Source organism: Embleya hyalina (assembly GCF_003967355.1).
Taxonomy (GTDB): Bacteria; Actinomycetota; Actinomycetes; order Streptomycetales; family Streptomycetaceae; genus Embleya; species Embleya hyalina.
This window is the reverse complement of record NZ_BIFH01000026.1, coordinates 223,443-249,759: the sequence shown is the minus strand read 5'-3', so window position 1 is coordinate 249,759 and position 26,317 is coordinate 223,443. Positions and strand designations below refer to the sequence as shown.

The window sequence follows — 26,317 nt, the reverse complement described above, 5'->3', positions numbered from 1 at the left end:
TTGCCCGGCGCGACCGGTCAGTGCTCCGGCGCGATCAACTCGGCCGCGAGTGTGCCGGCGGCCAGCGCGCGGGTGTCGCCGGAGCGGGCGAACACGTCCACCGCGGTGTCCACGAGCTTGATCACGTGCTCGTCGCCGTGTGCGAGGGCACGCCGTCCGGCCTCGACGGGATCGGGCGCGGGAGCGGGTGTCCCGGTCGCGTCCTCGCGGCCCGAGTAGACCGCGAAGACCGCGCTGCTGGTGGCCCAGGCCGTGGTGTACGAGGGGATCCACTGCTCGCGCGGCAGCGCCGGCAACACCCGCAGCACCGCGCTCGGGGCGGTCACCGCGTGCACGTTCATCACCCCGCTGCCGTGTCCGCGGCGCAGGTAGCGCAGGGTCGCCGCGTGCACGGTGTCGGCGAGCAGCGCCTGTGCCTGCTCGGGGGTCGTGGCCTCGCGCACCGACAGGGTCGGGGCCAGCCACGCGTCCCACCCGGCGAGGAAGTCCAGGCGGCGGCTGATGTGGTCCTTCTCGTCGATCGGCAGGGGCGGGACCGCGTCCAGTGCCTCGAACGGCGTCCGGCCCCCCGCGAGCCGCGGCAGTTCGGGCAGGGCCTGGTTGCTCGACGCGAAGTAGGCCATCGCGTGGGCGAACTCGGCGAGGCGGACCGGGCTCTCGCCGAGGTCCAGCAGGGCGCGGACCGCGTGTCCGACCCGGATCACCCCGTGGGTGGCGCCGCCGGGCAGCCCCGGGAGCAGCCTGGGCCACCACAGCGCGAGCACCTCGCGCCACGGCCGCTCGGCGATCTCGTCGGTGAACAGGGCGATCCAGTCACCGTCCCGGGCGCGGTCGCCCAGCGCCTCGCGCCACGCGTCGCGGGCGATGCGCTCGGTGGGTCGCAGAACCGGTTCGAGCCGGCGGGTGTAGGAGTCGAGCCAAGCGGGCACGGCTTCCCACTGGCCCGCGTGCACGAGGGCTTCGACGGCCATCGGACCGTGATTGGACAGCTTGTCGTCGAATTCGGAGCCGGTGCGGTGCAGACGTGCGAATGCTTCGTCCAAGGCTTCGGCGGCTTGTTGTCGCATCGTTCGTTTCCTTCGTGTGCCGAGTGTGGACCGGGGACTTCCGGTTAGGACAGTTAAGTCTTGCCTAACTTGCCGGTATTCCCGCGGGAAGCATAGGGTCGACTCTGTCACCGCAACCACTGCGCAGGAGGAACTCCCGTGGCCGACACGGTCTACACGCTCCCCGACCTGACCTACGACTACGCCGCCCTGGAGCCGCACATCAGCGGCGCCATCATGGAGCTGCACCACGACAAGCACCACGCGGCGTACGTGGCCGGTGCCAACACCGCCCTCGAGCAGCTCGCCGACGCCCGTGACAAGGAGGCCTACGGCACCATCTCCAAGCTGGAGAAGGACCTGGCCTTCCACGTGTCGGGCCACGTGCTGCACAGCCTGTTCTGGACCAACCTGGGCCCGACCGGCAACGGCGAGCCCACCGGCGACCTGGCCGAGCAGATCGGCGTCGACTTCGGCGGCTTCGAGCAGTTCCGCGCGCACATGACGCAGACCGCGATGACCGTGCAGGGGTCGGGCTGGTCCGTCGCCGCGTGGGAGCCGCTGTCCCAGCGCATCGTGGTCACCCAGGTCTACGACCACCAGGGCAACATCCCGCAGGGCACCGTGCCGCTCCTCGCGATCGACGCGTGGGAGCACGCGTTCTACCTCCAGTACAAGAACGTCAAGGCGGACTTCTTCAAGGCCGTGTGGAACGTCTTCAACTGGGACGACGTCGCCACGCGCCTCTCGGCCGCCAAGGGCGCCTGAGGAACGACGTCCGGTCCGGGGCCGCGCGGGGGCTTCCCGTGCGGCCCCGTCCGGTGGGGGTGACACGCACTCGGGGTACTCGGGACGAACGAGGGAGGCGAGCGGGGTGAGCGAGCAGGACGCGTTCGCACTGTTGCCCGAGACCCGGCGTGAGATATTGCGGCGCCTCAAGGGCGCGGGCGAACTGCGCGCGGAGGAGTTGGCCGAGGCGGTCGGGATGACCGCGAGCGGCATGCGCCAGCAGTTGGCCGGACTGGTCGCGGAGGGGTATGTGACCCACCGGCAGGCCCGATTGGGGCCGGGCCGGCCGAAGCACGTGTACCGGCTGACCACGGCCGGCGAGAACCTGTTCCCCCGGCGTTACGGCGACCTGGTCGGGGACCTCCTGGAGACCGCGCAGACCGAGGAACCCGGCTTCGTGGACCGCCTGTTCGACCGACGCCGGGAGCGGCGCCTGGAGCGTGCCCGGACCCGGACCACCGCGCCCGACCTCGCCGATCGGGTGGCCGCGATCGCCGCCATCCTCGACGAGGACGGCTACCTGGCCGCCGCGCGGCCCCTGGCGGACGGCGGCGGTTGGCTGATCGTCGAGCAGAACTGCGCGATCTTCGACGTGGCGATCCGGTGCGGCACCGCGTGCTCGTCGGAACTGGAGTTCCTGCGCGAGGCGTTGCCCGACACCGAGGTGCGGCGGGTGAGCCACATGGTGGCCGGCGCGCCGCACTGCGCGTACGAGATCCGACCCCGGGGCACCCGGCCCGAGACGGGGTCGACGGAGGCCGACGCGGGGTTGTCGGGCGCCGACTAGGACGGGCCCCGGTTCAGGAGTGTGTGCGTTCGGCCCGGGTGTCGGCGCGGCTCCATTCCACGACGCGTTCGCGGAGGGCGGGCTTGCTGATCTTGCCGGTGCCGGTGACCGGCAGCGCGTCGGTGAACACCACCCGGCGCGGGACCTTGAAGCCGGCCAGGTGCGCGCGGCACAGCGTGACCAACTCGTCCGGGTCGAGGGTGTGTCCGGCGGTCGGGACCACCACGGCGACCACCCGCTCGCCCCACCGGGTGTCGGGTTCGCCGACCACCGCGACCTCGCGTACGCCGGGGTGTTCGCGCAGGACCGCCTCCACCTCGCGGGCGCTGACGTTCTCGCCGCCGGTGATGATCACGTCCTTCTTGCGGTCCAGGACGTAGAGATAGCCCTCGGCGTCGAGTCGGCCCAGGTCGCCCGTGCGGAACCAGCCCGCCGCGAACTCGCCCGTGTCCACCTGCCAGTAGCCGTCCGCGACCTGTTCGGACCGGACCGAGATCTCGCCGGCGGCGCCGGTGGGCAGCGGCTGGCCCGCGTCGTCGACGATCCGGATCTCCACTCCCGGGCCGGGGCGCCCGGCGGCGGAGTACAGGTGCGGGCGGTCGGTCGCGGCGTCGCGGTGGTCGGCGGCGTTCAGGAACACCGCGTTGCCTGACAACTCGGTCATTCCGTACCCCTGCCCGAGGCCGCAGCCGAGCAGCCCGTCGACCCGGCGGATCAGCTCGGGGGTGATCGGCGAGGCACCGTAGCTGATCGAGCGGACGCGCTCGCGCAACCCGTCGCCCTCCCGCACGTGGTCGAGGAGCGCGTCGATCATGGTCGGCGCCAGGGACAGGCTGGTCACTCCGAACTCGCGGACCACGGACGCCAGTTCGGCCGGCAGATAGCGGCGCAGCACGACCACCGGGCGGCGTGCCAGATGGTGTGCCGACACCTGGTAGCCGGCCACGTGCGCGAGCGGGAAGGGGGTCAGCACGACGGTGTCCGGGTCGACCGGGCGGCAGGCCAGCGAGGCGCGCATGGCCGCGGTCAGGCTGCGGTGGGTGAGCCGGACGCCCTTGGGCGGGCCGGTGGTGCCGGAGGTGAACAGCAGCCAGGTCAGGGCGGATTCGTCGGTGGCGGGGTCGAAGGCGGTGTCCGCCCCGGGGTCGGCGGCGCTCCACCCGGCGTCGGTGTGCTCGCCGGTGACGGCCGCGCCCAGTTCCAGGCTCGGGCCGCCCGGCCAGGCGAGCGTGCCGAGCAGGTCGGCGTCGCCGAGGAGCAGTTCCGCCCCGGAGCGGGCGAGTTGGTCGGCCCATTCGCGCGGGTGCAGCCGGGGGTTGAGCGGGACCAGGACGCGTCCGGCCCACGGGACGCCGTAGTAGGCGGCGACGTACTCGGCCCGATTGTGCGCGAGGATCCCGACCCGGGCGCCCGGCGAGGTGCGCTTCGCCACGGTGGTGGCCAGGGCTCGGGAGCGGGCGGCCAATTCGGCGAAGGTCCAGGAGGTCGTGGCCGGGTCGGCGGGCCCGGGGGACGGGTCGGCGACCGCGCCGGGCCGTGTGGTGCGGAACGGGTGTCCGGGGACGATCAGCGCGGTGCGGTCGGGTACCTCCCGAGCCGCGGCGACCAGGATCTCGTGCAGCAGCATGGGGCCTCCGACCTTCTCGCCCGGACGCTACCGCAGGTGGGCGGCGGGGTTTTCGAGGGGGGAGCCCGCCGTCGGTCGCCCCGGGCGGGTGCGGCTTCGGACCTTCGGGGGCAGGCCGGGGTTTCGGCTGTCGGGAGCCGGGGCGGTGGGGGAGGATCGTCGGGGCCGGCCGTGAACGGGCGGTCGTCGTCGATCCGGAGGGCATGCTCGATGAGTACTGTGAACCAGGCCGCCAACGCCGATCGTTACGCGGAATTCCTGGCCCTGCATCGGGCCGGGGCGCCACTGGTGTTGCCGAACGCGTGGGACCACGCCTCGGCGGCGGCGCTGGTCGAGCGCGGGTTCCCGGCGATCGGGACGACGAGCCTCGGCGTCGCGATCGCGGCGGGCAAGCCGGACGGGGTCGGCGGCACGCGCGAGGAGACGTTGCGCCTGGGGGTCGGGATCGCGCGGCTGCCGGTGCCGGTCAGCGTCGACGTCGAGGGCGGCTTCGCCGAGCGTCCGCAGGACGTCGCGGCGTTGGGCGCCGAACTGGCGCGGGCCGGGGTGGCGGGGATCAACCTCGAGGACGGGCGGGCCGACGGGACGCTGACCGACGCGGACCACCACGTCGCGGTGATCGCCGCGATCAAGGAGGCCGCGCCGACGCTGTTCGTCAACGCGCGCACGGACACGTACTGGGCGGGCGGGCCGAGCGCCTCGCTCGACGAGACGGTGCGGCGGATCCGGGCTTATCGGGCGGCGGGAGCCGACGGGGTGTTCGTACCCGGTGTTCAGGACGAGGCGGTGATCGAGACGCTGGTGGGTGCCACCGACGCGCCGCTGAACATCCTGTACAGCCCCACCGGCCTGTCCCGGGCCCACCTCGCGCGGCTCGGCGTGCGGCGGATCAGCACGGGGTCGCTGCTGTTCCGGGTCGCGGTGCGGAGCGCGGTGGACCTCGCCTGGGCGGTCGCGCACGACGGGGAGGCGACGGCGGGCGAAGTGCCGACGTACGCGCAGGCGCAGGCGATGTCGGAGGTCTACTGGGCGGACTGAGGCCGGGTCGCGTGGCCGGCGGGCCCATCCCCGGCCGCGGACCTATCCCTGGGCGGTGGGGCGAACGACGATGTCGCCCACATCGACCCCGTCCGGCTGTTCGACGGCGAAGGCGATGGCCCGGGCCACCGCGTCCGGCGAAAGACCGATCTCCATCATCTTCTCGATGCCGTCCTTCACGGCCGGGTCCATACGTTCGGCGAAATCCGTGCGGACGGCGCCGGGCGAGACGACGGTCACCCGCAGACTGTCGCCGGCCTCCTGGCGCAGGCCCTCGGAGAGGGTGCGCACGGCGTTCTTCGTGGCGGCGTACACCGACTGGAGGGGCACGATGCGCAGTCCGGCGGTGGACACGGTGTTGACGAAGTGCCCGAAGCCCTGCTCCCGGAAGACGGGAAGGGCCGCGGCGATCCCGTACAGGACGCCTTTGAGGTTGACGTCGATCATTTCCTCCCAGTCCTCGACGCGCAGGTCGTCCAGAGGGGAGAGCAAGCCGACCCCGGCATTGCCGACGAGGACGTCCAGCCTGCCGTGGCGATCACGGGCCAGTTCGACCAGGCCGGAGAGGTCCGCGCGACGTGTCACGTCCGTGCGGGTCCAGGCGGCATCACCGCCGGCCCGCACGATGCGCGCGGCCAGTGCCTCCAGGCGTTCCGTGCGGCGTGCCCCGAGGACGACCTTCGCGCCGCGCTCGGCGAGGAGCAGCGCGGTCGCTTCGCCGATGCCGCTGCCGGCGCCCGTGATCGCGACGACTTTTCCTTGGATTCCCGACATGACGGACGAGTCCTTTCGGAGAGGGAGTGGGGGCGGGCCATGCCCTAGAGTGAAAGTGGAGGCTCCGCCACTTTGCCCAGACTAAGTGGCGGCGCCTCCGGTCAGCAACCTGCAGAGCCGAGGAGAGCCGCCGATGGGCCGAGAAGCAGGACGTCCGCTGAGAGCCGACGCGCAGCGGAACCGGGACAAGATCCTGGCCGCCGCGGTACGGGTGTTCACCGAGGAGGGACTGGACGCGCACTTCGAGCGCGTCGCCAGGGAGGCCGGCGTGGGAACCGGCACCCTCTACCGCAACTTCCCCACCCGGGAGGCGCTGATCGAGGCGGCGTACCGCAACGAGGTGGCCCGGCTGTGCGACGCCGTCCCCGGCCTCCTCGCGACGATGTCGCCGCCCGAGGCACTGCGCGCCTGGACGCGCCGCTTCATCGACTACGCCACCGCCAAATTCGGCATGGCCGAGGCCCTGCGTGCCGTCGTCGACGCGGGAACCAACCCCTACGCCGACAGTCGCGAGCTGATTCAGGCCGCCCTCTCCGCCCTCATGGACGCCAATACCGCCGCCGGGACGATCCGGACCGACATCGGTCCGACCGACATGTTCGCCGCCCTCGCCGGGATCGCGCTCACCTCGGCCCGGCCCGAGCAGCGAGAGCAGGCCGAACGCCTCCTCGACCTCGTCCTGGACGGCCTGAGGCCGGTGCCGCCGCGGCTCCCCGAGAGCTGACGGCGCCGTCGAACGGGCCGCGACGCGGAGGGCGGGGCGGTGGGCGGCATACTGCTGGGCGGTGGGGCCGGGACGGCCTCGCCGGATCCGGCCGGCTCGATCGTGAAAGACCTGATCTCGATGACGTTGCACGTTCCGCCGACCATCACCGCGGAGTTCCGGGACTTCTGGCGGGAACGACACCTGTGCCTGCTGGTCACCCACCGCCCCGACGGCACACCGCACCAGGTGCCCGTCGGCGCCACGTACGACGACGTGTCCGGGATCGCCCGGGTCATCTCGCACGGTGCGAGCAAGAAGGTCCGCAACGTGCTCGCGGCGGCTCCGGGTGCCCGCGTCTCGCTCTCCCAGGTCGCCGGGCGGCGCTGGTCCACGCTGGAGGGGATCGCGACGGTCGACCGCGATCCGGAGGCCGTCGCCGAGGCGGTGCGGCGCTACACCGAGCGCTACCGCGAGCCGAGGGTGAATCCGGAGCGGGTGGTGATCGAGATCGCGGTGACTCGGCGGATGGGGACGGTGTAGGGGCGGGGCCGCGCTCGACCGCCGTGGGGTTGTCGGGCCGTCGAGGCGTAGCCTGCCGGGAGAGTGCGGGCACACCGACGCGAACGGGGACGGACCGATGACCCAGGTTGCCGTGGTCACCTTCGACGGCTTCAACGAACTGGACAGCTTCGTGGCGGCGGCCATCGTCAACCGCTGTCGCCGGGACGGTCTGACGGCGTACATCACCACGCCCACACCGACCGTCACCTCGATGAACGGCGTGGAGATCACCGGACAACGCGCGTTCGACTTCATCCCCGAGGCCGACGTGGTGTTGATCGGCAGCGGCATCAGGACCCGCGACGTGGTCGCCGACGACACGCTGCTCGCGAGCCTGCCGCTCGACCCCGGCCGGCAACTCGTCGGCTCCCAGTGCTCCGGCGCCCTGGTCCTGGCCCGACTCGGCCTGCTGACCGACCTGCCCGCCTGTACCGACGCCACCTCCCGGCCGTGGGTCGAGGCGGCCGGTGTCGAGGTCCTCGACGCCCCCTTCCACACGTCCGGCCCGATCGCCACCGCCGGCGGCTGCATGGCCTCGCAGTACCTGGCCGCCTGGACGATCACCCGAACCCTGGGCGAGGCGGCGGCCCGGGCGGCGATCGACTACGTGGCCCCGGTCGGCGAGAAGCAATCCACCGTGGAGCACGTGTTCCGGGTCCTGCGCGCGGGCGAGCGGGTGGCGACGGGCTGACCGGGGCCCGGCGGCCGACGTCGAAGTCGTGCCGGTTCGGGCCGGGGCGGGTTTGCCGGCCCGGCGCCGCGGCTACACGGCGATTCCCGACGCCCGCAGGCGCGCCTCGACCCCCGCCCATGTCGGCTCCACCGGTTCCGGCCGGTGGGTGCCGACGTCGAGGTCCTTGAAGCCGCTGGACGTGGCCACGCACACCACCGGGCCGTCGATCGGCCCGTGCGCGCGCAGGCCCGCCAGGCCCGCCGCGGCCGAGGTCTCCACCCAGATGCCCTGGCGGCTCAACTCCGTGCGGGCCGCCGCCAGTCGGTCGTCGGTCAGGAGCAGGGCCCGTCGTTCGTCGTGCTCCAGGGCGAGGACGCCCCGGTAGCCGCCGACGGGGCAGTCGATCGCGTACGCGGTGGTCCGGCCGACCGGGACGCGTGCGGCCGGCAGGCCCGCGCGCACCGCCGCGGCCAGGGGCCCGCCGGCGGCCGGCTCGCAGGAGAACAGCCGGGGTGTGCGGTCGGTCAGGCCGAGGCGGCGCAGTTCGGCGAAGCCCTTCCACACCCCGAACAGCAGCTCGCCGTATCCGGTCGGGACGAACACCGCCGCCGGGACGCCGAGTTCGGCGTGGATCTCGTACGCGATGGTCTTGTAGCCCTCGGGGCCGAAGGCGTGGCCGGTGTGCGTGGCGGTGAGGTTGCTCAGCGGATGGAAGCCGAGCCGGTCGACGATCTCGCGCATCAGCCCCCACCGCGCCTCGGCCGGTACGGGCAGCACGGTCGCGCCGTACGCCTCCAGGAACGAGTACACCGCCGGCGGCGCGTCCGAGGACGCCAACACCACCGCCGGCAGCCCGGCCCGGGCCGCGAAGGCGGCGGCCGACGCGCCGTGGTTGCCGGAGGAGGACACCACGACGCCGGGCGCGCCCACCGCGAGCGCGGCGGAGACGGTACAGCGGTTGATCCGGTCCTTGTGACTCCAGGTGGGGTTGCGCGACTCGTCCTTGACGTACACCCCGTCGCCGAACTCGATCAGCGGTGTGTCGCCCTCGCCCAGACCCGGCCCGAGCAGGGGCGGCAGCAGCGGCGCCCAGCGGGCCGAACCGGTGCGCGGCCGACCCGGCGCGAACAGTTCCGGCTCGACCCGGTCGTAGGCGTAGTCCACCTCGACCGGATAGGCGACCTCGTCGGTGCTGGTTACCGGACACCCGGACACCAGCGGCGGCCACAGCGGAAACTCGACACTCGGATCGCCCAGCGAACGCTGCACCGTGGCCAGCGATTCACCCGGGCCGGACGGGTTCGACCGGGGCGAGGAGTCTTCGGAGATCATGACGGTCGAGCCTGACGCCGCGGCTCCGCCGCCGGGCGACTCGCCTGTTGCTCCGGGCGGTTCGGCGAGCGCACCGCGTGCCAGTCGTGGGTGTCGGTCAGGTTGGCGTCGGCCTGGCGCGCGGCCTCGGCCGGATCACGCTCGCGCAGCGCGCGGAGCAGGTCCTCGTGGCCGGCGGGTGCCGCGCCCTGGTAGCCCGGGTCGGTCCAGGAGTCGGCGACCGAGGCCCGCACCGGGCCGGACAGGTTGCGGTACAGCTCGGCCAGCAGCGGATTGTGCGCCGCGTCGGCGACGCCCAGGTGGAACTCCCAGTCGGCGGTGATCCACGCGTCGAAGTCGCGCGCGTCCCACGCCGCCCGGCGCCGGCGCAGCGCGTCGTCGAGCACGGCCAGGTCGCCCTCCTCGGCCCGGATCGCCGCGAGCCGGGCGGCTTGGAGGTCGAGCGCCTGGCGGACTTCCAGGACCGGGCCGATGTCGCTGCCGCCGTAGAGGCGTTCGACCGCGCCGGAGAGTTCGCTGACCGCGCGGACGTACGTGCCGTCGCCCTGGCGCACGTCGAGCAGGCCCGCGTGGGCGAGCGCGCGCACCGCCTCGCGCAGCGTGCCCCGGGCCACCTGAAGCTGTGTCATCAGTTCGGGCTCGGGCGGGATGCGGTCGCCGACCGGCCAGTCGCCGGAGGTGATCCGCTCGCGCAGCCGGGCGATCACCTCGGCGGACAGCGCCGGCCGGCGCACGGATTCGAGGCTGCTCATCGCGCGCGGGCTCCTGACCTGGGACGTCGGCGGCGGCCTGGGCGGCCGCCCTGCGGGCGACGACGGGAGTTCGAGGACGGGTCGTCGACGACCGGCTTGCGACGATCGGCTTGCGACCGGAATTCGACGACAGGCCCCGAAACCGTCGCGGGACCTCAGGATACCTCCGCACACGTCCGATGATCGGATGTCACCTGGACAGGATTCATCAGACGTCTTACCTTTGACCCATGACTTCCGCCGCCCCCACCCCCACCTCGCTCGCGGCGCCGACCGCCGATCCGGTCGCCCGTCGGCGCGCCGCGTGGTTGGCCGGTGTGGGCATCGTGCTGATCGCGTTCAACCTGCGGCTCGGCATCAGCAGCGCGGCGGCGCTCCTGGAGGCGCTGCGCGACACGCTGGGTTTCGGCGCGGTGACCGCGTCGCTGCTGCCCACCCTGCCGACCCTGTGCTTCGCCGCCGCCGGGCTGACCGCCTCGCCGCTGGCCCGCCGGTTCGGCACCGAGCGCGCGGTCCTGGTGGCGCTGGTGGCGCTCGCCGCCGGGCTGGGGCTGCGGATGGTGCCGGCCACCTGGGCGCTGCTGACCGGCACCGTCGTGGGCATGTCGGGGCTGGCCGTGGGCAATGTGCTGCTGCCCGCCCTGCTGCGCGGGCACTTCCCGCACCGCGTGTCGGTGCTGACCGGGGTGTACACCACGGTGATGGCGCTGGGCGCGACGCTGGCCGCGGCGGTGGCGGTGCCCGTGGCCGACGGGTTCGACTCGCCCTCGCTGGGCCTGGCCGTGTGGGCGATCCCGGCGGTGGCGGCGCTGCTCGTGTGGTCCCTGGTCCGGGCCCCGCACGCGGCGGCCGGCGGCACCGGCGCCGCGGGGCACGTGTCGCCGTGGGCGATGGCGCACACCCGCCTGGGCCGCCTGGTCACCGCCTACTTCGCGCTTCAGGCGTTGAACTGCTACGCGCTGGTGGGGTGGTTGCCCACCCTGCTGTCGGACCGGGGGATGAGCCACGGCGGCGCGGGCGCGATGCTGGCGATCACCCAGGGCGCGGGTATCCCGGCCACGTTCGCGCTGCTCGCGTTCGTGCGGGCCACCGGGCGGCTGCGGCCGGCGTTCGTCCTGGTCTCGGTGAGCATGCTGATCGGCTTCACCGGCCTGCTGATCGCGCCGGTCGCGGCGCCGGTGGTGTGGGCGGTGGCGGTCGGGGTGGGCTTCTGCTCGTTCCCGCTGGTGCTCTCGGTGATCGGGGGCAGTGGCGCCGGCGCCGCCGAGACGACCGCGCTGTCCACGCTGGCCCAGTCGCTCGGCTACGGGGTCGCCGCGACCGGCCCGTTCGCGCTCGGCCTGATGCACGGCGCCACCGGCGGCTGGACGGTGCCGATGGCGGCCCTCGTGGTCACCGCCGTCGGCCAACTCCTGGTCGGCCTGGTGCTGTCCGGCGGCCGGGGCGCGGCCGGCGCCGCCGAACCCGAAGCCGCGCCGGCACCCGCCCGGCGGTCCGGCGCCTGACCCACCGGCGCCGGACCGCCCACCGCGCTAGAGGACTTCCGCCGCCGGCTGGGCGAACTGCGAGGCGTACAGCCGGGCATAGGCGCCATCCGAGGCCAACAGCGCCTCGTGTGTGCCCTGTTCGACGATCGAGCCCGACTCCATCACCAGGATCACGTCCGCGTCGCGGATCGTGGACAACCGGTGCGCGATCACGAAGCTGGTCCGGCCCCGGCGCAGCGAGTTCATCGCCTTCTGGATCAGCACCTCGGTGCGGGTGTCCACCGAGCTGGTCGCCTCGTCGAGCACCAGGATCTGCGGCTCGGTCAGGAACGCCCGAGCGATGGTGAGCAGTTGCTTCTCGCCGGCGCTGAGGTTGCCGGCCTCGTCGTCGAGCACGGTGTCGTATCCGTCGGGCAGGGTGCGCACGAAGCGGTCGGCGTGGGTGGCCCGGGCCGCCGCGACGATGCGCTCGCGCGAGACGTCGCCGACGCCGTACGCGATGTTGTCCGCGATCGTGCCGCCGATCAGCCACGTGTCCTGGAGCACCATCCCGATCGGCGCGCGCAGGTCCTCGCGGGTCGTCGTGGCGATGTCCACGCCGTCCACGGTGATCCGTCCCTCGGTGACCTCGTAGAACCGCATCAGCAGGTTTACCAGCGTGGTCTTGCCCGCGCCGGTCGGCCCGACGATGGCCACCGTCTGGCCCGGGTGCACCTCCAGGTCCAGGTTCTCGATCAGCGGCTTGGTCGGCTCGTAGCGGAAGGAGACCCCCTCGAAGGCGACGTGACCGGTCACCTTCTCCAGGCGTACGGCCGGCTCCGGGTCCGGGGACTGCTCCTTGGCGTCGAGCAGCGCGAACACCCGCTCCGCCGAGGCCACTCCGGACTGGAGCAGGTTGGACATCGCGGCAACCTGGGTGACGGGTCCGTTGAACTCGTACGAGTACTGGATGAACGCCTGGATGTCGCCGAGCGTCATCGCGCCCGAGGACACCCGCAGCCCGCCGATCACCGCGACCAGCACGTAGTTGAGGTTGCCCACGAAGGACATCGCCGGCTGGATCAGGCCGGAGATGAACTGGGCCTTGAAACCGGCCGTGTACAGCGCCTCGTTGTGCTTGTTGAAGACCTCGGCGGACTCCTTCTGCCGACCGAACACCTTGACCAGCGCGTGACCGGTGTACATCTCCTCGATGTGCGCGTTGAGCTTGCCGGTGCTCGACCACTGTTTGACGAACTGCGGCTGGGCGCGCTTGCCGATCACCACGGTGACCAGGATCGAGGTGGGCACGCTGATCAGCGCGACCAGCGCGAGCAGCGGGGAGATCCAGAACATCATCACCAGCACGCCGACGATGGTCAGCAGCGAGCGCACGATCTGGCCCATCGCCTGCTGGAGGGTCTGCGCGATGTTGTCGATGTCGTTGGTGGTGCGCGAGAGCACCTCGCCCCGGGGCTGCTTGTCGAAGTAGTTCAGCGGCAGCCGGGACAGCTTGGTCTCGGCCTGCTCGCGCAGCCGGTAGGTGGTGCGCTGCACGATGGTCGCGGTCAGTCGGCCCTGGACGAAGGCGAACAGCACCGAGCCGGCCACCACCGCGAAGGTGACGAGCAGGATGTCGCGGACGTGGTCGTAGTCGATGCCCCCGCCGCCGCCCACGCCGGTGAAGATCGCGTCGGTGGCCTTGCCGAGCAGTCGCGGGGTGAGCACCGCCAGGCCGACGCCCGCGATGCCACAGAACAGCAGTGCGTACAGCCGGGCGCGCTCGGGGGCCATCATGCGCAGCAGTCGCCGACTGCTGGCCTTGAAGTGCATCGACTTCTCGACGGGCGGGCCGCCGATCATCCGCGTCATCGGCCCACCGCCGGCCTGCGGTCCGGGGCGGCGGGCGGGGACGGCGGCCTCGGTGTCGGTCTCGGTTTCGCCCGGGCCGGTGCCCTCGTCGGTGGTGGTCACGCCGCCTCCTCCTCGGTGAGCTGGGACAGCACGATCTCGCGGTAGGTGTCGTTGTCGGCCATCAACTCGGTGTGGGTGCCGGTGCCGACGACACGGCCCTCGTCCAGCACCACGATCCGGTCCGCGTGCCGGATGGTGGCCACCCGCTGGGCCACGATCACCACGGTGGCCTCGGCGGTTTCCGCGAGCAGCGCCGCGCGCAACGCCGCGTCGGTGGCGTAGTCGAGCGCGGAGAACGAGTCGTCGAACAGGTAGATCTCCGGTTTGACCACCAACAGCCGGGCGATCGCCAGGCGCTGCCGCTGGCCGCCGGAGACGTTGCCGCCGCCCTGGGCGATCGGCGCGTGCAACCGCTCGGGCAGGGCCTCGACGAAGTCGCGGGCCTGGGCGATCTCCAGGGCCCGCCACAACTCCTCGTCGGTGGCGTCCGGATTGCCGTAGCGCAGGTTGGAGGCGACGGTGCCGGAGAACAGGTACGGCTTCTGCGGGACCAGGCCCACCGTGCGCGACAGCAGCCCGGCTTCGATCTCGCGGGTGTCCACGCCGCCGATCAGCACCGAGCCGCCGGTCACGTCGAGCAGGCGCGGAATCAGGCCGAGCAGGGTGGTCTTGCCCGCGCCGGTGCTGCCGATCACCGCGGTGGTCTCGCCGGGCCGGGCGATCAGGTCGATGCCGCGCAGTACCGGTTCCTCCGCGCCCGGGTAGCAAAAGCTCACGTCGCGCAGTTCGAGCCGGCCGTGCGCGTGCAGCGCGGTCACCGGTGCCTTCGACACGGTCAGGCTGGTCTCGGTGTCCAGGACCTCGGTGATCCGGTCGGCGCACACCGCCGCGCGCGGGATCATCATGGTCATGAAGGTGGCCATCATGACCGAGGTCAGGATCTGCATCAGGTAGCTGAGGAAGGCGACCAGCGCGCCGATGTCCATCGACCCGTCGCCGATTCGGTGTCCGCCGATCCACACGATGACGATCGCCGAGGTCTCCCACACCAGCAGGACCGACGGATACATGAACGCCATCAGCCGGCCGACGGACAGCGACACGTCGCGAATGTCCGCGTTGGCGTCCGCGTAGCGGGCCTGTTCGTGGCCGTCGCGGCCGAACGCGCGGATCACCCGGATCCCGGTGATCTGCTCGCGCATGATCCGGTTCACGTTGTCGATCCGGCCCTGCAGCGTGCGAAACAGCGGCGGCATCGCCCGTACGATCCAACCCACGGCCAGGATCAGCACCGGCACGATCAGCAGGAACAGCAGGGACATCGGGACGTCCTGGTTGACCGCCATCAGGATGCCGCCGAAGCACATGATCGGCGCGGACACCATCAGGGTCAGCGTCAACAGCGCCAGCATCTGGACCTGTTGCACGTCGTTGGTGGTGCGGGTGATCAACGACGGGGCGCCGAAGCGGCCGACCTCGCGCGCGGAGAAGGTCTGCACCCGGTCGAACACGGCGGAGCGGATGTCGCGGCCGACGCCCATGGCGATGCGGGCACCGAAGTACACGGCTATCGCGGCGCAGACGATCTGGACCAGGGTGACGCCGATCATCGCGCCGCCGACGCGCAGGATGTAGCCGGTGTCGCCCTCGACCACGCCGTGGTTGATCAGGTCGGCGTTGAGGGTCGGCAGATACAGGGTGGCGAGGGTCTGGATCAGTTGCAGGAGTACCACCAGGCCGATCGGCTTGGCGTAGGGGCGCAGATGTGCGCGCAGCAGTCGGATCAGCACGATGTCCTCTTCGGGTCGGAGGAGCGCGGCCGACAGGAGGCGCCGGTGGGGAGCGGCCTCGGGCGGGGGTTCGTGCGGAGCGCCGGTCCGGGGTACGGGTCGGGCGCTCGTCGTCGGGGCGGGTCCTGGTCCCGACGGTAGTGCCCGTGGCCGGGACGGTCGATCGTATTGCGCGCGACGGCCGGGTGGTGGTGCGGGTGGACGTCGGTGGACGGCGGGCTGTGCATGGCGGATCTCCCCGTGAGTGGTCCAAGATGCCGGACGCGGGCCGGCGACGGTGCCCAGGCGACACGTCGAAACCGTGGAGACTTCGGTTCGAACCGTAGGACTTCAAGTCGACTTGAAGTCAAGGCGCGGGCGACCGGGATGCGTCGATGCCCTGGGGCCGTCGCCGGCCCTTGTGCACCGTACACAGCAAAGCGGCCCGCCCACCCCGGGGGTGGACGGGCCGCTTTCCGCGTTCGCTGCGGGCGTACGTCAGTGGATCGAGACGTGCGTGTCCTCGACGTGGAACGCGGCGAGCTTGCCGCCGTGGTGACCGCAGCCGTTCGCGATGAGTACGCCGGAGACGGTGGTGTGGTCGACCTCGACGCCGCTTTCGTGGGCCTGGGCGGTCCCGGCGCCGGCGAAGGCGAACAGAGCGGCGCCGGCGACGGCGACCAGGGTGGTACGGATACGCATGGTCATCTCCCAAGGAGTGTGCGTGAGTAGGGCGAGCTGCCAATATCCTAAAAAATGCACATCATGTGATATTTAGGCTGTTTGGCGCGCGTCCGTCGCCGGCCGCGACCCGTTCGGCCGCCGTCACTGGTCCACGAGGGTGAGCCAGTGCTCGTATCGCTCGTCCCTTCCGGTGACCGCCGCGGTGTACGCCGCTCGGAGCTTGCGGGTGATCGGACCGCTGCCCACCTCGCGGTCGTCCAGCGACGCCACCGGGATCACGCCGGCGGCGGTGCCGGTGACGAACACCTCCTCGGCGGTGTACAGATCGGTCCGCAGCAGGTTCCGCACCCGCACCTCGATGCCCAGGTCGCGGGCGAGGGTGAGCACGGTGTCCTGGGTGATCCCGCGCAGCGCGCCGGCGCTCGGCGGCGGAGTGCAGAGCACGCCCTCGCGGATCGCGAACACGTTGGCCGCGCTGCACTCGCCGACGTACCCGTCCGCGTTCAACAGCAGCGCGTCGTCGTAACCGGCGCGCAGCGCGGCGGTCTTGGCCAGCGCCGAGTTGAGGTAGCCGGCCGTGGCCTTGGCCGCCGGCGGCATCGCGTTGGGGTCGTTGCGCCGCCACGAACTCGTGGCGAGCCGGATGCCGCGCTCGGCGCCGTCGCCGAGGTAGGTGTGCCACTCCCAGCCCGCGATGCTCACCTCGACCGGCAGTCCGGGGTGAAAGCCCGGTCCCATCTCGCCGTAGCCCAGGTGCGCGAGGTGGCGCAGGTAGCACTCGTCGTGCCCGTTGGCCGCGATCAGTTCCAGCGTCGCGGCACGCAGTGCGGCCGAGTCGTAGGGCGGTTCGAAGCCCAGGATGTGCGCGCTCTCCCGGAACCGGCGCAGGTGGTCGTCCAGGCGGAACACGGCGGGGCCGCGCGGGGTGGCGTGCGCGCGGGTGCCTTCGAGCACGCCCGTGCCGTAGTGCAGGCCGTTGCTGAGTACGTGCACCTTGGCGTCGGCCCACGGCACGAGCGCGCCGTTCATCCAGATCCGGTCCGCTTCGATCAGTGCCATCGCTGCTCCCACCGTGGTCGCTCGACTCGACTCGGGTCGACTCGATGCGGTTCGATTCGCTGCCCGAGAAAGTGGATCATTGGCGAGTGTGTCGATGTGCCACTTGCCAAGTGGCACATTAGTCGCATCGATATTGGTCCACTAGGGGGTGTTCACGGATCGGACGGGCCGGCGCCGATTCGATCCTGGGCAGGCCGAAGAAGCGCCGGGGGTACGGGCGTTCGTGGCCCGTGCGGCGCCGGAGGGGCGGGGGTGGGTCAGGCCTTCTTCGGGGTCTCGCGCCAGGCGGCTTCGAGGAGGTCCACCGCCTGGGACAGGACCGGTTCGGGCCAGGCGTAGCCGAGGCGGATGCGGTCGCCGGCGGTGTGCGGTGCGGGGGCGAAGACCGCGCCGGGGGAGACCGCGACGCCGTGGCGCAGGGCGGTGGCGACGAAGTCCTCGCCGTCCACGCCGGGCAGTCGGGCCCACAGGGACAGGCCGCCGCGCGGCGTCGTCCACTCCCAGTCGGGCAGGCGCTCGGCGAGTTCGGCGGTGAAGTGGTCGCGGCGCCGGGTCAGATCGGCGAACCACGCGCCGACCCGGGCCGGGCGGCCCGGGTCGCGCAGCAGGTGGATCGCCAGCTGTTGGTCCAGGGTCGAGGTGGCCAGGTCGGTGCGTTGTTTGGCCTCCACGAGGAGCGAGCGCACGCCCGGGGGCGCGGCGATCCAGCCCAGGCGCAGGCCGCCCCACGTGGTCTTGGACAACGAGCCCAGGCAGACCGTACGGTCCGACACGTGCTCGACCGCCGAGGCCACCGGCCCGTCGGCCAGGCTCGCGAGCGTGCGGTCCTCGACCAGGAGCCCGCCCTCCTCGGCGGCGACCCGGGCGATCGCCTTCGCCCGTCGGGCCGAGACCACCGCGCCGGTCGGGTTGTGCACCGGCAGCGAGAACACGTAGGCGGGCCGGTACCGGCGGATCGCCGCGCGCAGCGCCTCCGGGTCGAAGCCGTGGCGGTCGCCCGGGACCGGGATCGCCTCGGCGCCGAAGCGGTACACCGCCGCGAGCATCCCGGGATACGTGGTCGGCTCGACCAGGACCCGGTCGCCGGGTACGAGCAGCGCGTCGGCGATCAAATGGATCGCCTGCTGCGCCCCGGAGGTCACCACGACGTCGTCGGCGCTGAAGCCGGCGGGCAACTCGTGCGCCGCGATCAGCTCGCGCAGCCGCGGGTCTCCGGTCGGCCCGTAGCCGTCCGGGGGACGGGAGTCGAGCAGGTCCTCGACCCGCAGCGCGGTGTGCGGCAGGAGCGAGGTGTCGGGGACGGCGGCCTTGGCCAGGTCGACGACGATGGTGCCCTCGCGCAGCCAGCGGGCGAAGGTCGGCCGGCCGCCGGCGCGCACGTAGGACCCGCTGCCGTGGCGGCGCTCGACCAGGCCGATCCGGTGCAGCGAGAGATAGGCGGTCGCGACGGTGCCCCGGCTGAACCCGAGGGCGTCGGCGAGCGCGCGCTCGGACGGCAGGCGGGTCTCGGCCAGCAACTCGCCGCCCTCGACCAGGTCGCGCAGCGCGTCGGACAACCGTTCACCACGGGACCGGCGCTCGTTGCGTCGAGGGCGCCCCATCCGCTCCCCGAGCACCACGGCGAACTGCTCGACGTCCACGACCACTACTCCCTCTGCACCCGGGCCTCACGGCCTCGATGGTTGCACGGCCGCGGGTGGATTCTCGTGCACGGGAGGCCCGGCACACCGGAGCCCGCACGTTCGACGCGCACGCCGATCGGACCGAGTCGTCGGCCGACGCTGTCCCGCGCCGGTGTCGGAGCGGTGGGCGCGTTCGGCGACGTTCTGCCGGGGCAGGGGGTGGGTGTCGCGGAAGAAGGCGCCCGTGGGGACCGAGTCGGGGAGGGTGGCGGCCCGGACGATGCCCTTCGCGCCGGCTTCGATCGGGCGGCCGCCCGGGCAGCCCATGTCGATGGGGGTGCCGCCACCCATGTCGGTCGGGGACGCGGCCGCGCTGCTCACGTCGACGATGCGCGGGTGCGCCGAGCGGCGCAGCGGGGGCAGGAACGCCTGTGTCGTGCGCCACGGCCCGTACGGATTGGTGTCGGTCGCCTTGGCCACCACGTCCGGGTGGGCGGTGACGGCGCGTTGCCGGGTGTCGTAGGTGATCTCCGTGCTGTCGACCAGCGCGTCGAGTACGCCGAAACGCCGCTCGACCTCGGCGGCGGCGCGCCGCACGCCGACCGCGTCGGTCACGTCCAGGAGCAGGGGAAGGGCGGCCGGGCTCGCCGCGCGCAGTTCGCGCGCGGCGGTCTCGGCGGCGTCCTCGGAGCGCGCGCCGACCGGCACGGTGCAGGCCCAGTCGGCGGGCCGCCTCGTGGCCGATGCCGCGATTGGCTCCGGTGACGAGCGAGATCGGGGACGCGACGAAGTCGGTCGGGAATCCGGCGGCGGACTCGGTCGCCGCGTTCAACCGGCCGAGCGCGTGCTCGGGCAACACCACGTTCGCGGCGCCGAGGTTGTCGCGCGGTTGCTCGACCGAGCGGGCGCCGATGATCGGGTGTACGGCGCGCGACTTCGCCCGGGTCCGGGCGATCGCCACCCGCGCGGCGGTCACGCCGATTGCCCGCGGCCCGGGCCGTCGACGTGAACTACGCGACCGGATCCGGCACAGCCGACGGCTGCCACTCCCGCCTGAGCAACCCGAACACCCACGAGTCGGATACCTCGCCGTTCACGACGCAGTCCTCCCGCAGCGTGCCTTCCCGCACGAATCCCATCTTTTCCAGGACCCGGGCGGATGCCACGTTGCGCGTATCGGTCTCGGCCTGAACCCGATTCAGGTCCAGCGTCTCGAACGCCCACCGCAGCACGGCGTGCGCGGCCTCCGTCGCGAAGCCGTGTCCCCACATCGCATCGCCGAGACAGTAGCCCAACGACGCGCTGCGACAGTCCTCGTCCCATGCGGTCAGACCGCACCAGCCGACGAAGGCCCCATCGGAGGCACGGTCGATGGCCACGCGGGCCCCGGTGCCGTCGTCCGCCATCGTCCGGCACATCCCGACGAACCGCTCGGCGCGGGCCCGTTCGGTCCACGGCGGGGAGTCCCAGTAGCGCATCACGTAGGTGCTGCTGTGCAGCGCGAAGAGGGAGTCCGTGTCGGCGTCGGTGAAGGGGCGCAGCCGCAGGCGAGCGGTACGCAGTACGGGGGTGGCCAGAGTCATGCGCACCATCTTGCGTCCTCACGGGGCGCACGGACACCGAATATCCGGTCCCGGCACGGCTCTTCGTACGACCGAGCGTGTGGTGCGCGTGGTGGGTTTCGTCCTCGGTGCCGGATCAGGGGCGGGACAGGTCCTCGTACAGGCGGTACAGCCTGTGCGTTGTGTTCGTTTGATCCTGTTCGGACAGTGTCGACCAGGCCTGGGTGAGCAGGGTGCGGGCCTGCCGGCCGGGCCATGGGGTGGGTAGGAGTTCCGGGGGCAGGAGGGGGTCCGGTTCGATCGCACGGCTGAATTCGACGCCCAACTCGACGCCGATGGTGAGTAGTTCGACGTCGGTGAAGTCGTTGCCCGATTGCAGGCGGGCCAAGCGGGGGCGGACGATTTCGAGCAACCGGGCGTAGCGTCCGGCGATTTCGTCCAGTGGCCACAACTTGGCGGCCAGGGACCGTGGTTGGTCGATCGCGCCGATGCGCAGGTCTCGGCTGGTGAGCTGGGTGACCGCGTCGGACACGCCGAGGCGGTGTGCCTCGGCCGAGATCAGCTCGGTCCAGTCGTTGGCGCCCGCGTACAGCCCGCCGTGCAGTGCCGCGCCGCCCAGCCACACGATCGTGTCGCGCAGCGCGTCGCGTGCCGATCGTGCGGACTCCGGGATCGCGAACGCGACCAGCCGCCACGCGCCGTCCCACGGCGCCTCGCCCCGATCCTGGCGAAACGCGTGCCGCACGAACTCGACGTTGGGTTCGAGTGTGCGTCGGGCATCCTCGGTCGCCCTGAGCACCGCCTTGCGTCCGCGTCCCTCGTGGGTGAAGCGGCCCTCGGCGACCAGGCGCTTGACGCACAGTCGCACCTGCTGGTCGGACATGCCGAGCGCGCCCGCGACGGTGTACAGCTCCCCGGTGTCGACGCTGCCGTCGCCGTGTACGAGCGCGTGTACGAGGGTGCGGGTGGGGATTTCGACGCGGCCCGTGTCCGGCGTTCCTGGCATGTTCCGAGCATACGAGCGCCGCACCCGTGCCCTCGCACTCACCCGAGCCCGCCCGGACGCGCGGGCTCGACCCGGCGGACCATCGTGGTCACCGCGCCGAAGCCCATCAGCGCGCGCAGAAAGGGAGTTCGCTGGGTCGAGGTCGCCACGAAGCCGTGCCGCTCGTAGAGCGCCCGGGCCCGAGGGTTGACGTCGATCACATCGAGCCGGATCCGCCGACAGCCGAGCTCGCGAGCCACGGCGGCGACCTCGTCGAGGAGCAGGCCGCCGACGCCCGTGCCGCGCTGCGCCGCGTCGACGCAGATGCCGTCCATCACCAACTCCCCATGCCCGGGCCGACGTTCGAACAGGGCGAGGACGGCGAGCCGGGGCAGCGCGCGGATTCCGCCGTAGGCACGGAGCACGTCGCCGGCGGTTCCGCCGGTCAGGCCGCGGCCACCGTGGGTGTAGCCGGCCAGGCCGACCAGTTCGCCGTTCCGGGTCGCGACCACGGCGCGGTCCGGGTGCAGGTGTTCGGCCAGGAACGCGATCCCGGCCTCGGCGGGGCCCAGGCCGGCGCCCAACTTGCGACCGAACGCCTCCCAGTACAGCTCGGCCGCGCGCCGCCGTGTGCCGTCCGGCAGGCCGCGGCCGATCGCCGGTGGGCCGGGGTGCGGCCGGTGCGGGCCGGGGGGCTTCGGGCCGTCGTGTGGGTGTGGTGTCCGTTCCTGGTCCATTGCCGCCTCCGGGCCGGTGGGTGGCGCCCGACGGGCGAGTGGGGCTGTGGCCGGGCCATCCGAGGCCAGTATATGCAGAAGTGAAAACGTTCGTTTGCGTCACGAGCGTTTGTGATTTGATAGATTCGGTATCGCAGACGTTGTTCGAAGGGAGATGACGACATGGGGATCCGCGGGTTCGTTCGACGCCATCGGGTGCTGACCATCTGCGCGGCGATCCTCGCCCTGCTGCTCACGGTGGGACTGGGCGCGGTGGTGTACGCGGACCGGGCCAACACCTACGACCTGAGGGAGGAGCGGATCGTGTTCCACGACGGCGCGCAGCGACTGGACGGCGTGCTGGCCAAACCCACGCACGGACGTGGTCCGTACGGCCTGGTGCTCCTCGTACACGGCGACGGGGCCCGGAACGCCACCAACGACGGCTTCTATCGGCCGCAGATGGAGGCGTACGCGCGGGCCGGCTACGCGACGCTGTCCTGGAACAAGCCGGGCGTGTCCGGGTCACCGGGCAACTGGCTCGACCAGAGCATGGAGGACCGGGCCCGGGAGACCGAGGCGGCGATCGCCTGGAGCCGGTCCCGGCCGGACGTGGATCATGCGCGGGTCGGCCTGTGGGGTGCCAGTCAGGCGGGCTGGGTGCTGCCGAAGGTGGCGGCGCGCACGCCCGACGTGAAGTTCGTGATCGCCGTGTCGCCGGCGATCAACTGGCTGCGGCAGGGCCGGTTCAACCTGCTCGCCGAGTTGCGCGCGGAGCACGCGTCGCAGGCCCGGATCGACACCGAGGTCCGGCGCAGCGACGAGACTCGGCGGCTGATCGAGCGGGGTGCGGGGCACCAGGAGTACCGCGCCGCGCTGGGCTCGGCGGCGACCATGTCGGCGGACCGGTGGAACTTCGTGCGCAAGAACGCCGGAGCCGACGCGAGCGCGGACCTGGCCGGGGTGCGGGTTCCGGTGCTGCTGATGCTCGGGGGGCACGACGTGAACGTGGACGTGGCCGAGACCGAGGCGGAGTATCGCAAACTGCTCGCCGGGCGGGCCGAACTGACGGTACGTCACTACCCGGACGCGGCGCACTCGATGGTCGACGCGGACATCGAGGGCTCGGAGACGAAGACCTTCCTCACCGCGGTCTTCGCACCGCGCGACCTGTTCGTCGACGGCTATCTGGCCGACCAGCGGCGCTTCCTGGCCGGACGCTGAACGGGCCGCCGAGCCGAGCGTGGGTATGGGCCGGCCGGTGATCGGCTCGTGTTCCGGCCGCGCTCGAGGCCCCGTTTTTCGCGGGCTCAGCCCACCGGGGCCGGGACGGCGCCCAGGGCCGTCGCCACCTCTGCCAGCTGGGGGTCGGTGGCGGCCTTTTCCAGGGCCGTGGTCAGGGCCTGGGCGTAGGTTCGGCCCGCCTCGGTCAGACGGGCGCGGCCGTCGTCCGTGATCACCGTGTACACCCCTCGGCGGTCCTTGGGACACAGGTCGCGTCGGGTGAGGCCGTCGGTCTCCAGCCGGACCGCGAGGCGGCTGACCGAACTCTGGTTGAGCCCGATCGAGTCGGCCAACTCCTGCATCCGCAACTCGCCGTCGGGCGCGACCGCGAGTCGGGACAGCGCGCGGTACTCGGACAGGCCGATGCCGTGTCGTCGCTGAAGTGTCCGACCGAGGTCGTGCTCGACGCGCGCGTGCAGCACGACGACCTGCTCCCAGAGCCTCGCGTCCATGACCCCGTCCCTTCTCCGGCCCCGTCGATCCCGTGTCCGGCCGTCGGTGGGCCGAGCGTGGATCGATTCGCTGTTGACAGCAGATTACATGCAGTGCCAGATTATGCATGCGCAAGCAAATCATGCATGTGCATGCAGATTCTTTTGACCTTGGAGCATGCGATGACCGTCACCACCGCCCACGACGACGCCGCCACCGACACCGTCCGCGCCCGGATCGAGCGCGTCGCGACCACCCCCGACTGGTACGAGCCGTACCGCATCTCCCAGGCCGTCCGCGCCGGCGGCCTGATCTTCGTATCCGGGCAGGCCGGGTTCGACGAGGGCGGAGGCACCGTCGACGGCGGCTTCCTCGCCCAGGGGCGGCAGGCCTTCCGCAACGTGGAGCGGGTGCTCGCCGAGGCCGGGGCGACCTTCGCCGACGTGGTCAAGGTCGGCATCTACGTCCGGAACATGGCGGAGAACCTGGACGAGGTGATCCGGCTGCGCGAGGAGTTCCTGTCCCTGCCGTACCCGGCGGACACCCTCGTCGAGGTCTCCTCCCTGGCCCGGCCCGACTGGCTGATCGAGGTGGAGGTCACCGCGCTGGACCGCTGAGTCCGCGAAACCGTCACCACCGGGCCACCCGACCACGATCACCACAGGAATGGATACCGCGTTGACTTCCCCGACCCGCACCGCCAACCCGCTGCTGACCCGCTATCGCCACGGCCGCCTGGATCTGCCCAACCGGATCGCGATGGCCCCGATGACCCGAGGCCGCGCCGACGACGCCACCGGCGTGCCGAGCGCTTTCGCCGCCACCTACTACCGACAGCGCGCCGGCGCCGGGCTGTTGATCACCGAGGGCATCTCGGTGCACCCGCTCGGCAAGGCCGGACCGGGCATTCCGGCGCTGCGTACGGACGAACAGGCGGCCCGGTGGCGCGAGGTCACCACCGCCGTGCACGACGCGGGTGGGCGGATCTTCGCCCAGCTGTGGCATGTGGGCCGGATGACCCATCCGGTGACCCTGGACGGCGAGACGCCCACCGCGCCGTCGGCGGTGCGGATCACCGAAGCGCCGATCCACACCCGCGACGGCCTGCTCCCGCACGTCACCCCGCGTGCGCTGACCGTCGCCGAAATCGCCGAGGTGGTCGCTGCGTTCGCCCGCGCCGCACGTCGCGCGATCGAGGCCGGGTTCGACGGCGTCGAGATCCACGGCGCCAACGGGTACCTGTTCCAGCAGTTCCTGGCCGAGAACAGCAACCTGCGCACCGACCGCTACGGCGGTTCGCGGGAGAACCGGCTGCGTTTCGTGTTCGAGGTGGTGGGGGCGGTGGTGGCGGAGATCGGCGCGGACCGGGTGGGGCTGCGGATCTCGCCGGACAACCCGGAGAACCAACTCGTGGAGCCGGACGCGCGCGGCACCTACCGCGCGCTGGTCGACACGCTGGATCCGATCGGCCTGGCCTACCTGCACGTCCTCGAACGTGGTGCCTACGCGGCGCTCGCCGACCTGCGGCCGCGCTGGTCCGGCATGTTGATCGCGAACCACAACGGCCCGACCCCGGTCGACCCGGCCATCGGCGAGCGTCTGATCGCCGACGGCCTCGCCGACGTGGTGGCGTTCGGGCGGTTGTTCATCACCAACCCCGACCTGCCGGAGCGGATCGCCCGGGGGCTGCCGCCGGCCCCGCCGCCGGTGGCGGATGTGTACGGCGGCGGTGCGCGCGGCTACGTGGACTATCCGGCGATCACCGTCCCGGAGCGGGTCTAGGGTCGGGGTCGGTCGCGGGTCGGGTCGGTCGCGGACCGGGTCGGGCCCGCAACGGCGCACGGCCCACGGGCAATGCGCGAATCGACGGCGGATCGTGGTGCGGCACGCGGGTGTTCGTGCGGTACGGACCCCGTACCGCACGAACCGCCGTCGGATGGTCGGAAGTTACGCCGCCGCGCCGATCGGGCGGTCGGTGTCGGTGAGCACGGCGCGCAGGGACTCGGGGGTCAGGACGCCGACGGCTCGGCCCTCCGGGTCGGTCACCGCCCATACCCGCAGGCCGCGGGCGCGCATCGTGGCCAGCGCCTCGGCGGCGGGTGTCGTGGGCCGGGCGAAGGGGCCGCGTTCGTGGGTGATGTTCCGGATCGGCGTACGCGCGGTGTACCAGGAACGGTTCTGGTACGGCGCGAGTTGCGCGCGGCGCACGATGCCCAGGCAGCGGCCGTCCTCGGCGTGCAGGATCGTGTGGTCGGCGTCGGCCGCGTGGACGAGGTCGATCGCCTTGTCGACCATGGTGTTCGCGTCGATCCGCACCTCGGCGGGTCGCATGGCGTCGGCGACCGTGGGCGTGCCGGGGGCGGTGGGGGGATGGTGGGGGAGGTTGGTCATCGGGTACGCACCTGGTTTCGAGTCGTCCGGTGGGACCGGAGTCGGGCGGCGGGGCACCCGGGCCCGTGTCGTCGCAGGCCGCGCGAAGGCGCGCGGGGCCGAAGAGGCGGCGAGGTCACGGGACTCGATGCGGGCGGCCGGGCCCGCGCCGGGTGATGGCGCTGTGCGCTGGTCGGCGGACGCAAGGCGGGCCGCACGGACAGCCGGTGCACTCGCCTTCGGACCCGCCGGCACGGCCGGCGTCGTCGCCCACCGAGGACGGCGTCGACAAGGAAGCCGACGTACGGAATGTCTTCGGTACGGCCACCTTACCGTCATTTCGACGGGAGGCCGACATGGCGTCGGTAC

26 protein-coding genes are annotated in these 26,317 nt (G+C 72.3%); 10 read left to right on the top strand and 16 right to left on the bottom strand.

Annotated features, from left to right (window positions below; genetic code table 11):
- Window positions 1-17: 17 nt before the first annotated feature.
- On the bottom strand, window positions 18-1,067 hold the full coding sequence (locus EMA17_RS28875; RefSeq protein ID WP_126640064.1) for a questin oxidase family protein: 1,050 nt from the start codon (window positions 1,065-1,067) through the stop codon (window positions 18-20).
- Window positions 1,068-1,205: 138 nt separating this feature from the next.
- Here EMA17_RS28875 and EMA17_RS28870 point away from each other — a divergent pair, with 138 nt between their 5' ends.
- Window positions 1,206-1,814, top strand: a complete 609-nt coding sequence (locus EMA17_RS28870) for a superoxide dismutase (protein ID WP_126640063.1) — start codon at window positions 1,206-1,208, stop codon at window positions 1,812-1,814.
- A gap of 106 nt (window positions 1,815-1,920) precedes the next feature.
- Window positions 1,921-2,622: a helix-turn-helix transcriptional regulator gene (locus tag EMA17_RS28865; protein WP_126640062.1), complete on the top strand. Its 702-nt coding sequence runs from the start codon at window positions 1,921-1,923 to the stop codon at window positions 2,620-2,622.
- A 13-nt stretch (window positions 2,623-2,635) separates the two neighbouring features.
- Here EMA17_RS28865 and EMA17_RS28860 read toward each other — a convergent pair whose 3' ends face one another.
- Window positions 2,636-4,249: a class I adenylate-forming enzyme family protein gene (locus EMA17_RS28860; RefSeq protein ID WP_126640061.1), complete on the bottom strand. Its 1,614-nt coding sequence runs from the start codon at window positions 4,247-4,249 to the stop codon at window positions 2,636-2,638.
- A 210-nt stretch (window positions 4,250-4,459) separates the two neighbouring features.
- Between EMA17_RS28860 and EMA17_RS28855 the strand changes: the two genes are divergently transcribed.
- Window positions 4,460-5,287 carry an isocitrate lyase/PEP mutase family protein gene (locus EMA17_RS28855; RefSeq protein WP_126640060.1) on the top strand — a complete coding sequence of 276 codons (828 nt, stop codon included), beginning with the start codon at window positions 4,460-4,462 and terminating at the stop codon, window positions 5,285-5,287.
- Between the two features lie 42 nt (window positions 5,288-5,329).
- Here EMA17_RS28855 and EMA17_RS28850 read toward each other — a convergent pair whose 3' ends face one another.
- Complete coding sequence (locus EMA17_RS28850; protein ID WP_126640059.1) at window positions 5,330-6,061, bottom strand: SDR family oxidoreductase; 732 nt, start codon at window positions 6,059-6,061, stop codon at window positions 5,330-5,332.
- Window positions 6,062-6,194: 133 nt separating this feature from the next.
- Here EMA17_RS28850 and EMA17_RS28845 point away from each other — a divergent pair, with 133 nt between their 5' ends.
- From EMA17_RS28845 to EMA17_RS28835, 3 genes are all read left to right on the top strand, one after another.
- Window positions 6,195-6,785: a TetR/AcrR family transcriptional regulator gene (locus EMA17_RS28845; RefSeq protein ID WP_126640058.1), complete on the top strand. Its 591-nt coding sequence runs from the start codon at window positions 6,195-6,197 to the stop codon at window positions 6,783-6,785.
- 120 nt (window positions 6,786-6,905) lie between these two features.
- Entirely contained in the window at window positions 6,906-7,307 is a 402-nt protein-coding gene (locus EMA17_RS28840) for a pyridoxamine 5'-phosphate oxidase family protein (RefSeq protein WP_126640123.1), read from the top strand.
- Between the two features lie 97 nt (window positions 7,308-7,404).
- Entirely contained in the window at window positions 7,405-8,019 is a 615-nt protein-coding gene (locus EMA17_RS28835) for a DJ-1/PfpI family protein (RefSeq protein WP_126640057.1), read from the top strand.
- A 72-nt stretch (window positions 8,020-8,091) separates the two neighbouring features.
- Here EMA17_RS28835 and EMA17_RS28830 read toward each other — a convergent pair whose 3' ends face one another.
- Together EMA17_RS28830 and EMA17_RS28825 are read right to left on the bottom strand one after the other, a co-directional pair.
- The gene (locus EMA17_RS28830) at window positions 8,092-9,333 is read right to left on the bottom strand and encodes a threonine synthase (RefSeq protein WP_126640056.1); all 1,242 of its coding nucleotides are present in this window, start codon (window positions 9,331-9,333) and stop codon (window positions 8,092-8,094) included.
- Window positions 9,330-10,085 carry a FadR/GntR family transcriptional regulator gene (locus EMA17_RS28825; RefSeq protein WP_126640055.1) on the bottom strand — a complete coding sequence of 252 codons (756 nt, stop codon included), beginning with the start codon at window positions 10,083-10,085 and terminating at the stop codon, window positions 9,330-9,332. Before EMA17_RS28825 ends, EMA17_RS28830 begins: the two co-directional genes overlap by 4 nt.
- Window positions 10,086-10,315: 230 nt before the next feature.
- On the opposite strand from EMA17_RS28825, the gene EMA17_RS28820 reads away from it, so the two are divergent.
- On the top strand, window positions 10,316-11,590 hold the full coding sequence (locus EMA17_RS28820) for an MFS transporter (protein ID WP_126640054.1): 1,275 nt from the start codon (window positions 10,316-10,318) through the stop codon (window positions 11,588-11,590).
- A 27-nt stretch (window positions 11,591-11,617) separates the two neighbouring features.
- Here the strand turns inward: EMA17_RS28820 and EMA17_RS28815 are convergent, their stop codons facing one another.
- From EMA17_RS28815 to EMA17_RS28775, 9 genes are all read right to left on the bottom strand, one after another.
- Window positions 11,618-13,525, bottom strand: coding sequence for an ABC transporter ATP-binding protein (locus EMA17_RS28815; protein ID WP_126640053.1), 1,908 nt, complete (start codon window positions 13,523-13,525; stop codon window positions 11,618-11,620).
- Complete coding sequence (locus tag EMA17_RS28810) at window positions 13,522-15,255, bottom strand: ABC transporter ATP-binding protein (protein WP_160161595.1); 1,734 nt, start codon at window positions 15,253-15,255, stop codon at window positions 13,522-13,524. Before EMA17_RS28810 ends, EMA17_RS28815 begins: the two co-directional genes overlap by 4 nt.
- A gap of 477 nt (window positions 15,256-15,732) precedes the next feature.
- Complete coding sequence (locus tag EMA17_RS28805; RefSeq protein ID WP_126640052.1) at window positions 15,733-15,936, bottom strand: hypothetical protein; 204 nt, start codon at window positions 15,934-15,936, stop codon at window positions 15,733-15,735.
- A gap of 123 nt (window positions 15,937-16,059) precedes the next feature.
- Entirely contained in the window at window positions 16,060-16,977 is a 918-nt protein-coding gene (locus EMA17_RS28800) for a branched-chain amino acid transaminase (RefSeq protein ID WP_126640051.1), read from the bottom strand.
- Window positions 16,978-17,234: 257 nt separating this feature from the next.
- Window positions 17,235-18,617: an aminotransferase-like domain-containing protein gene (locus EMA17_RS28795; protein WP_126640050.1), complete on the bottom strand. Its 1,383-nt coding sequence runs from the start codon at window positions 18,615-18,617 to the stop codon at window positions 17,235-17,237.
- Window positions 18,618-18,644: 27 nt separating this feature from the next.
- Window positions 18,645-19,307: an SDR family NAD(P)-dependent oxidoreductase gene (locus EMA17_RS28790; RefSeq protein WP_307721566.1), complete on the bottom strand. Its 663-nt coding sequence runs from the start codon at window positions 19,305-19,307 to the stop codon at window positions 18,645-18,647.
- 302 nt (window positions 19,308-19,609) lie between these two features.
- Entirely contained in the window at window positions 19,610-20,182 is a 573-nt protein-coding gene (locus EMA17_RS28785) for a GNAT family N-acetyltransferase (RefSeq protein ID WP_126640049.1), read from the bottom strand.
- Window positions 20,183-20,297: 115 nt separating this feature from the next.
- A complete protein-coding gene (locus EMA17_RS28780; protein ID WP_126640048.1) occupies window positions 20,298-21,167 on the bottom strand; it encodes a PaaX family transcriptional regulator C-terminal domain-containing protein in 870 nt (289 codons plus the stop codon).
- A gap of 38 nt (window positions 21,168-21,205) precedes the next feature.
- Window positions 21,206-21,883: a GNAT family N-acetyltransferase gene (locus EMA17_RS28775; RefSeq protein WP_126640047.1), complete on the bottom strand. Its 678-nt coding sequence runs from the start codon at window positions 21,881-21,883 to the stop codon at window positions 21,206-21,208.
- Window positions 21,884-22,045: 162 nt separating this feature from the next.
- On the opposite strand from EMA17_RS28775, the gene EMA17_RS28770 reads away from it, so the two are divergent.
- Window positions 22,046-23,086, top strand: a complete 1,041-nt coding sequence (locus EMA17_RS28770) for an alpha/beta hydrolase family protein (protein WP_126640046.1) — start codon at window positions 22,046-22,048, stop codon at window positions 23,084-23,086.
- Between the two features lie 86 nt (window positions 23,087-23,172).
- On the opposite strand, the gene EMA17_RS28765 is transcribed toward EMA17_RS28770, so the two are convergent.
- On the bottom strand, window positions 23,173-23,598 hold the full coding sequence (locus tag EMA17_RS28765) for a MarR family winged helix-turn-helix transcriptional regulator (protein WP_126640045.1): 426 nt from the start codon (window positions 23,596-23,598) through the stop codon (window positions 23,173-23,175).
- Window positions 23,599-23,730: 132 nt separating this feature from the next.
- Here EMA17_RS28765 and EMA17_RS28760 point away from each other — a divergent pair, with 132 nt between their 5' ends.
- Both EMA17_RS28760 and EMA17_RS28755 read left to right on the top strand, forming a co-directional pair.
- Window positions 23,731-24,195, top strand: coding sequence for a RidA family protein (locus EMA17_RS28760; RefSeq protein ID WP_246126960.1), 465 nt, complete (start codon window positions 23,731-23,733; stop codon window positions 24,193-24,195).
- 49 nt (window positions 24,196-24,244) lie between these two features.
- Window positions 24,245-25,360: an alkene reductase gene (locus EMA17_RS28755; protein ID WP_126640044.1), complete on the top strand. Its 1,116-nt coding sequence runs from the start codon at window positions 24,245-24,247 to the stop codon at window positions 25,358-25,360.
- A gap of 165 nt (window positions 25,361-25,525) precedes the next feature.
- Here EMA17_RS28755 and EMA17_RS28750 read toward each other — a convergent pair whose 3' ends face one another.
- Window positions 25,526-25,969 (bottom strand): CBS domain-containing protein, encoded by a 444-nt coding sequence (locus EMA17_RS28750; RefSeq protein ID WP_126640043.1) that lies wholly within the window; start codon window positions 25,967-25,969, stop codon window positions 25,526-25,528.
- Window positions 25,970-26,317: the final 348 nt, after the last annotated feature.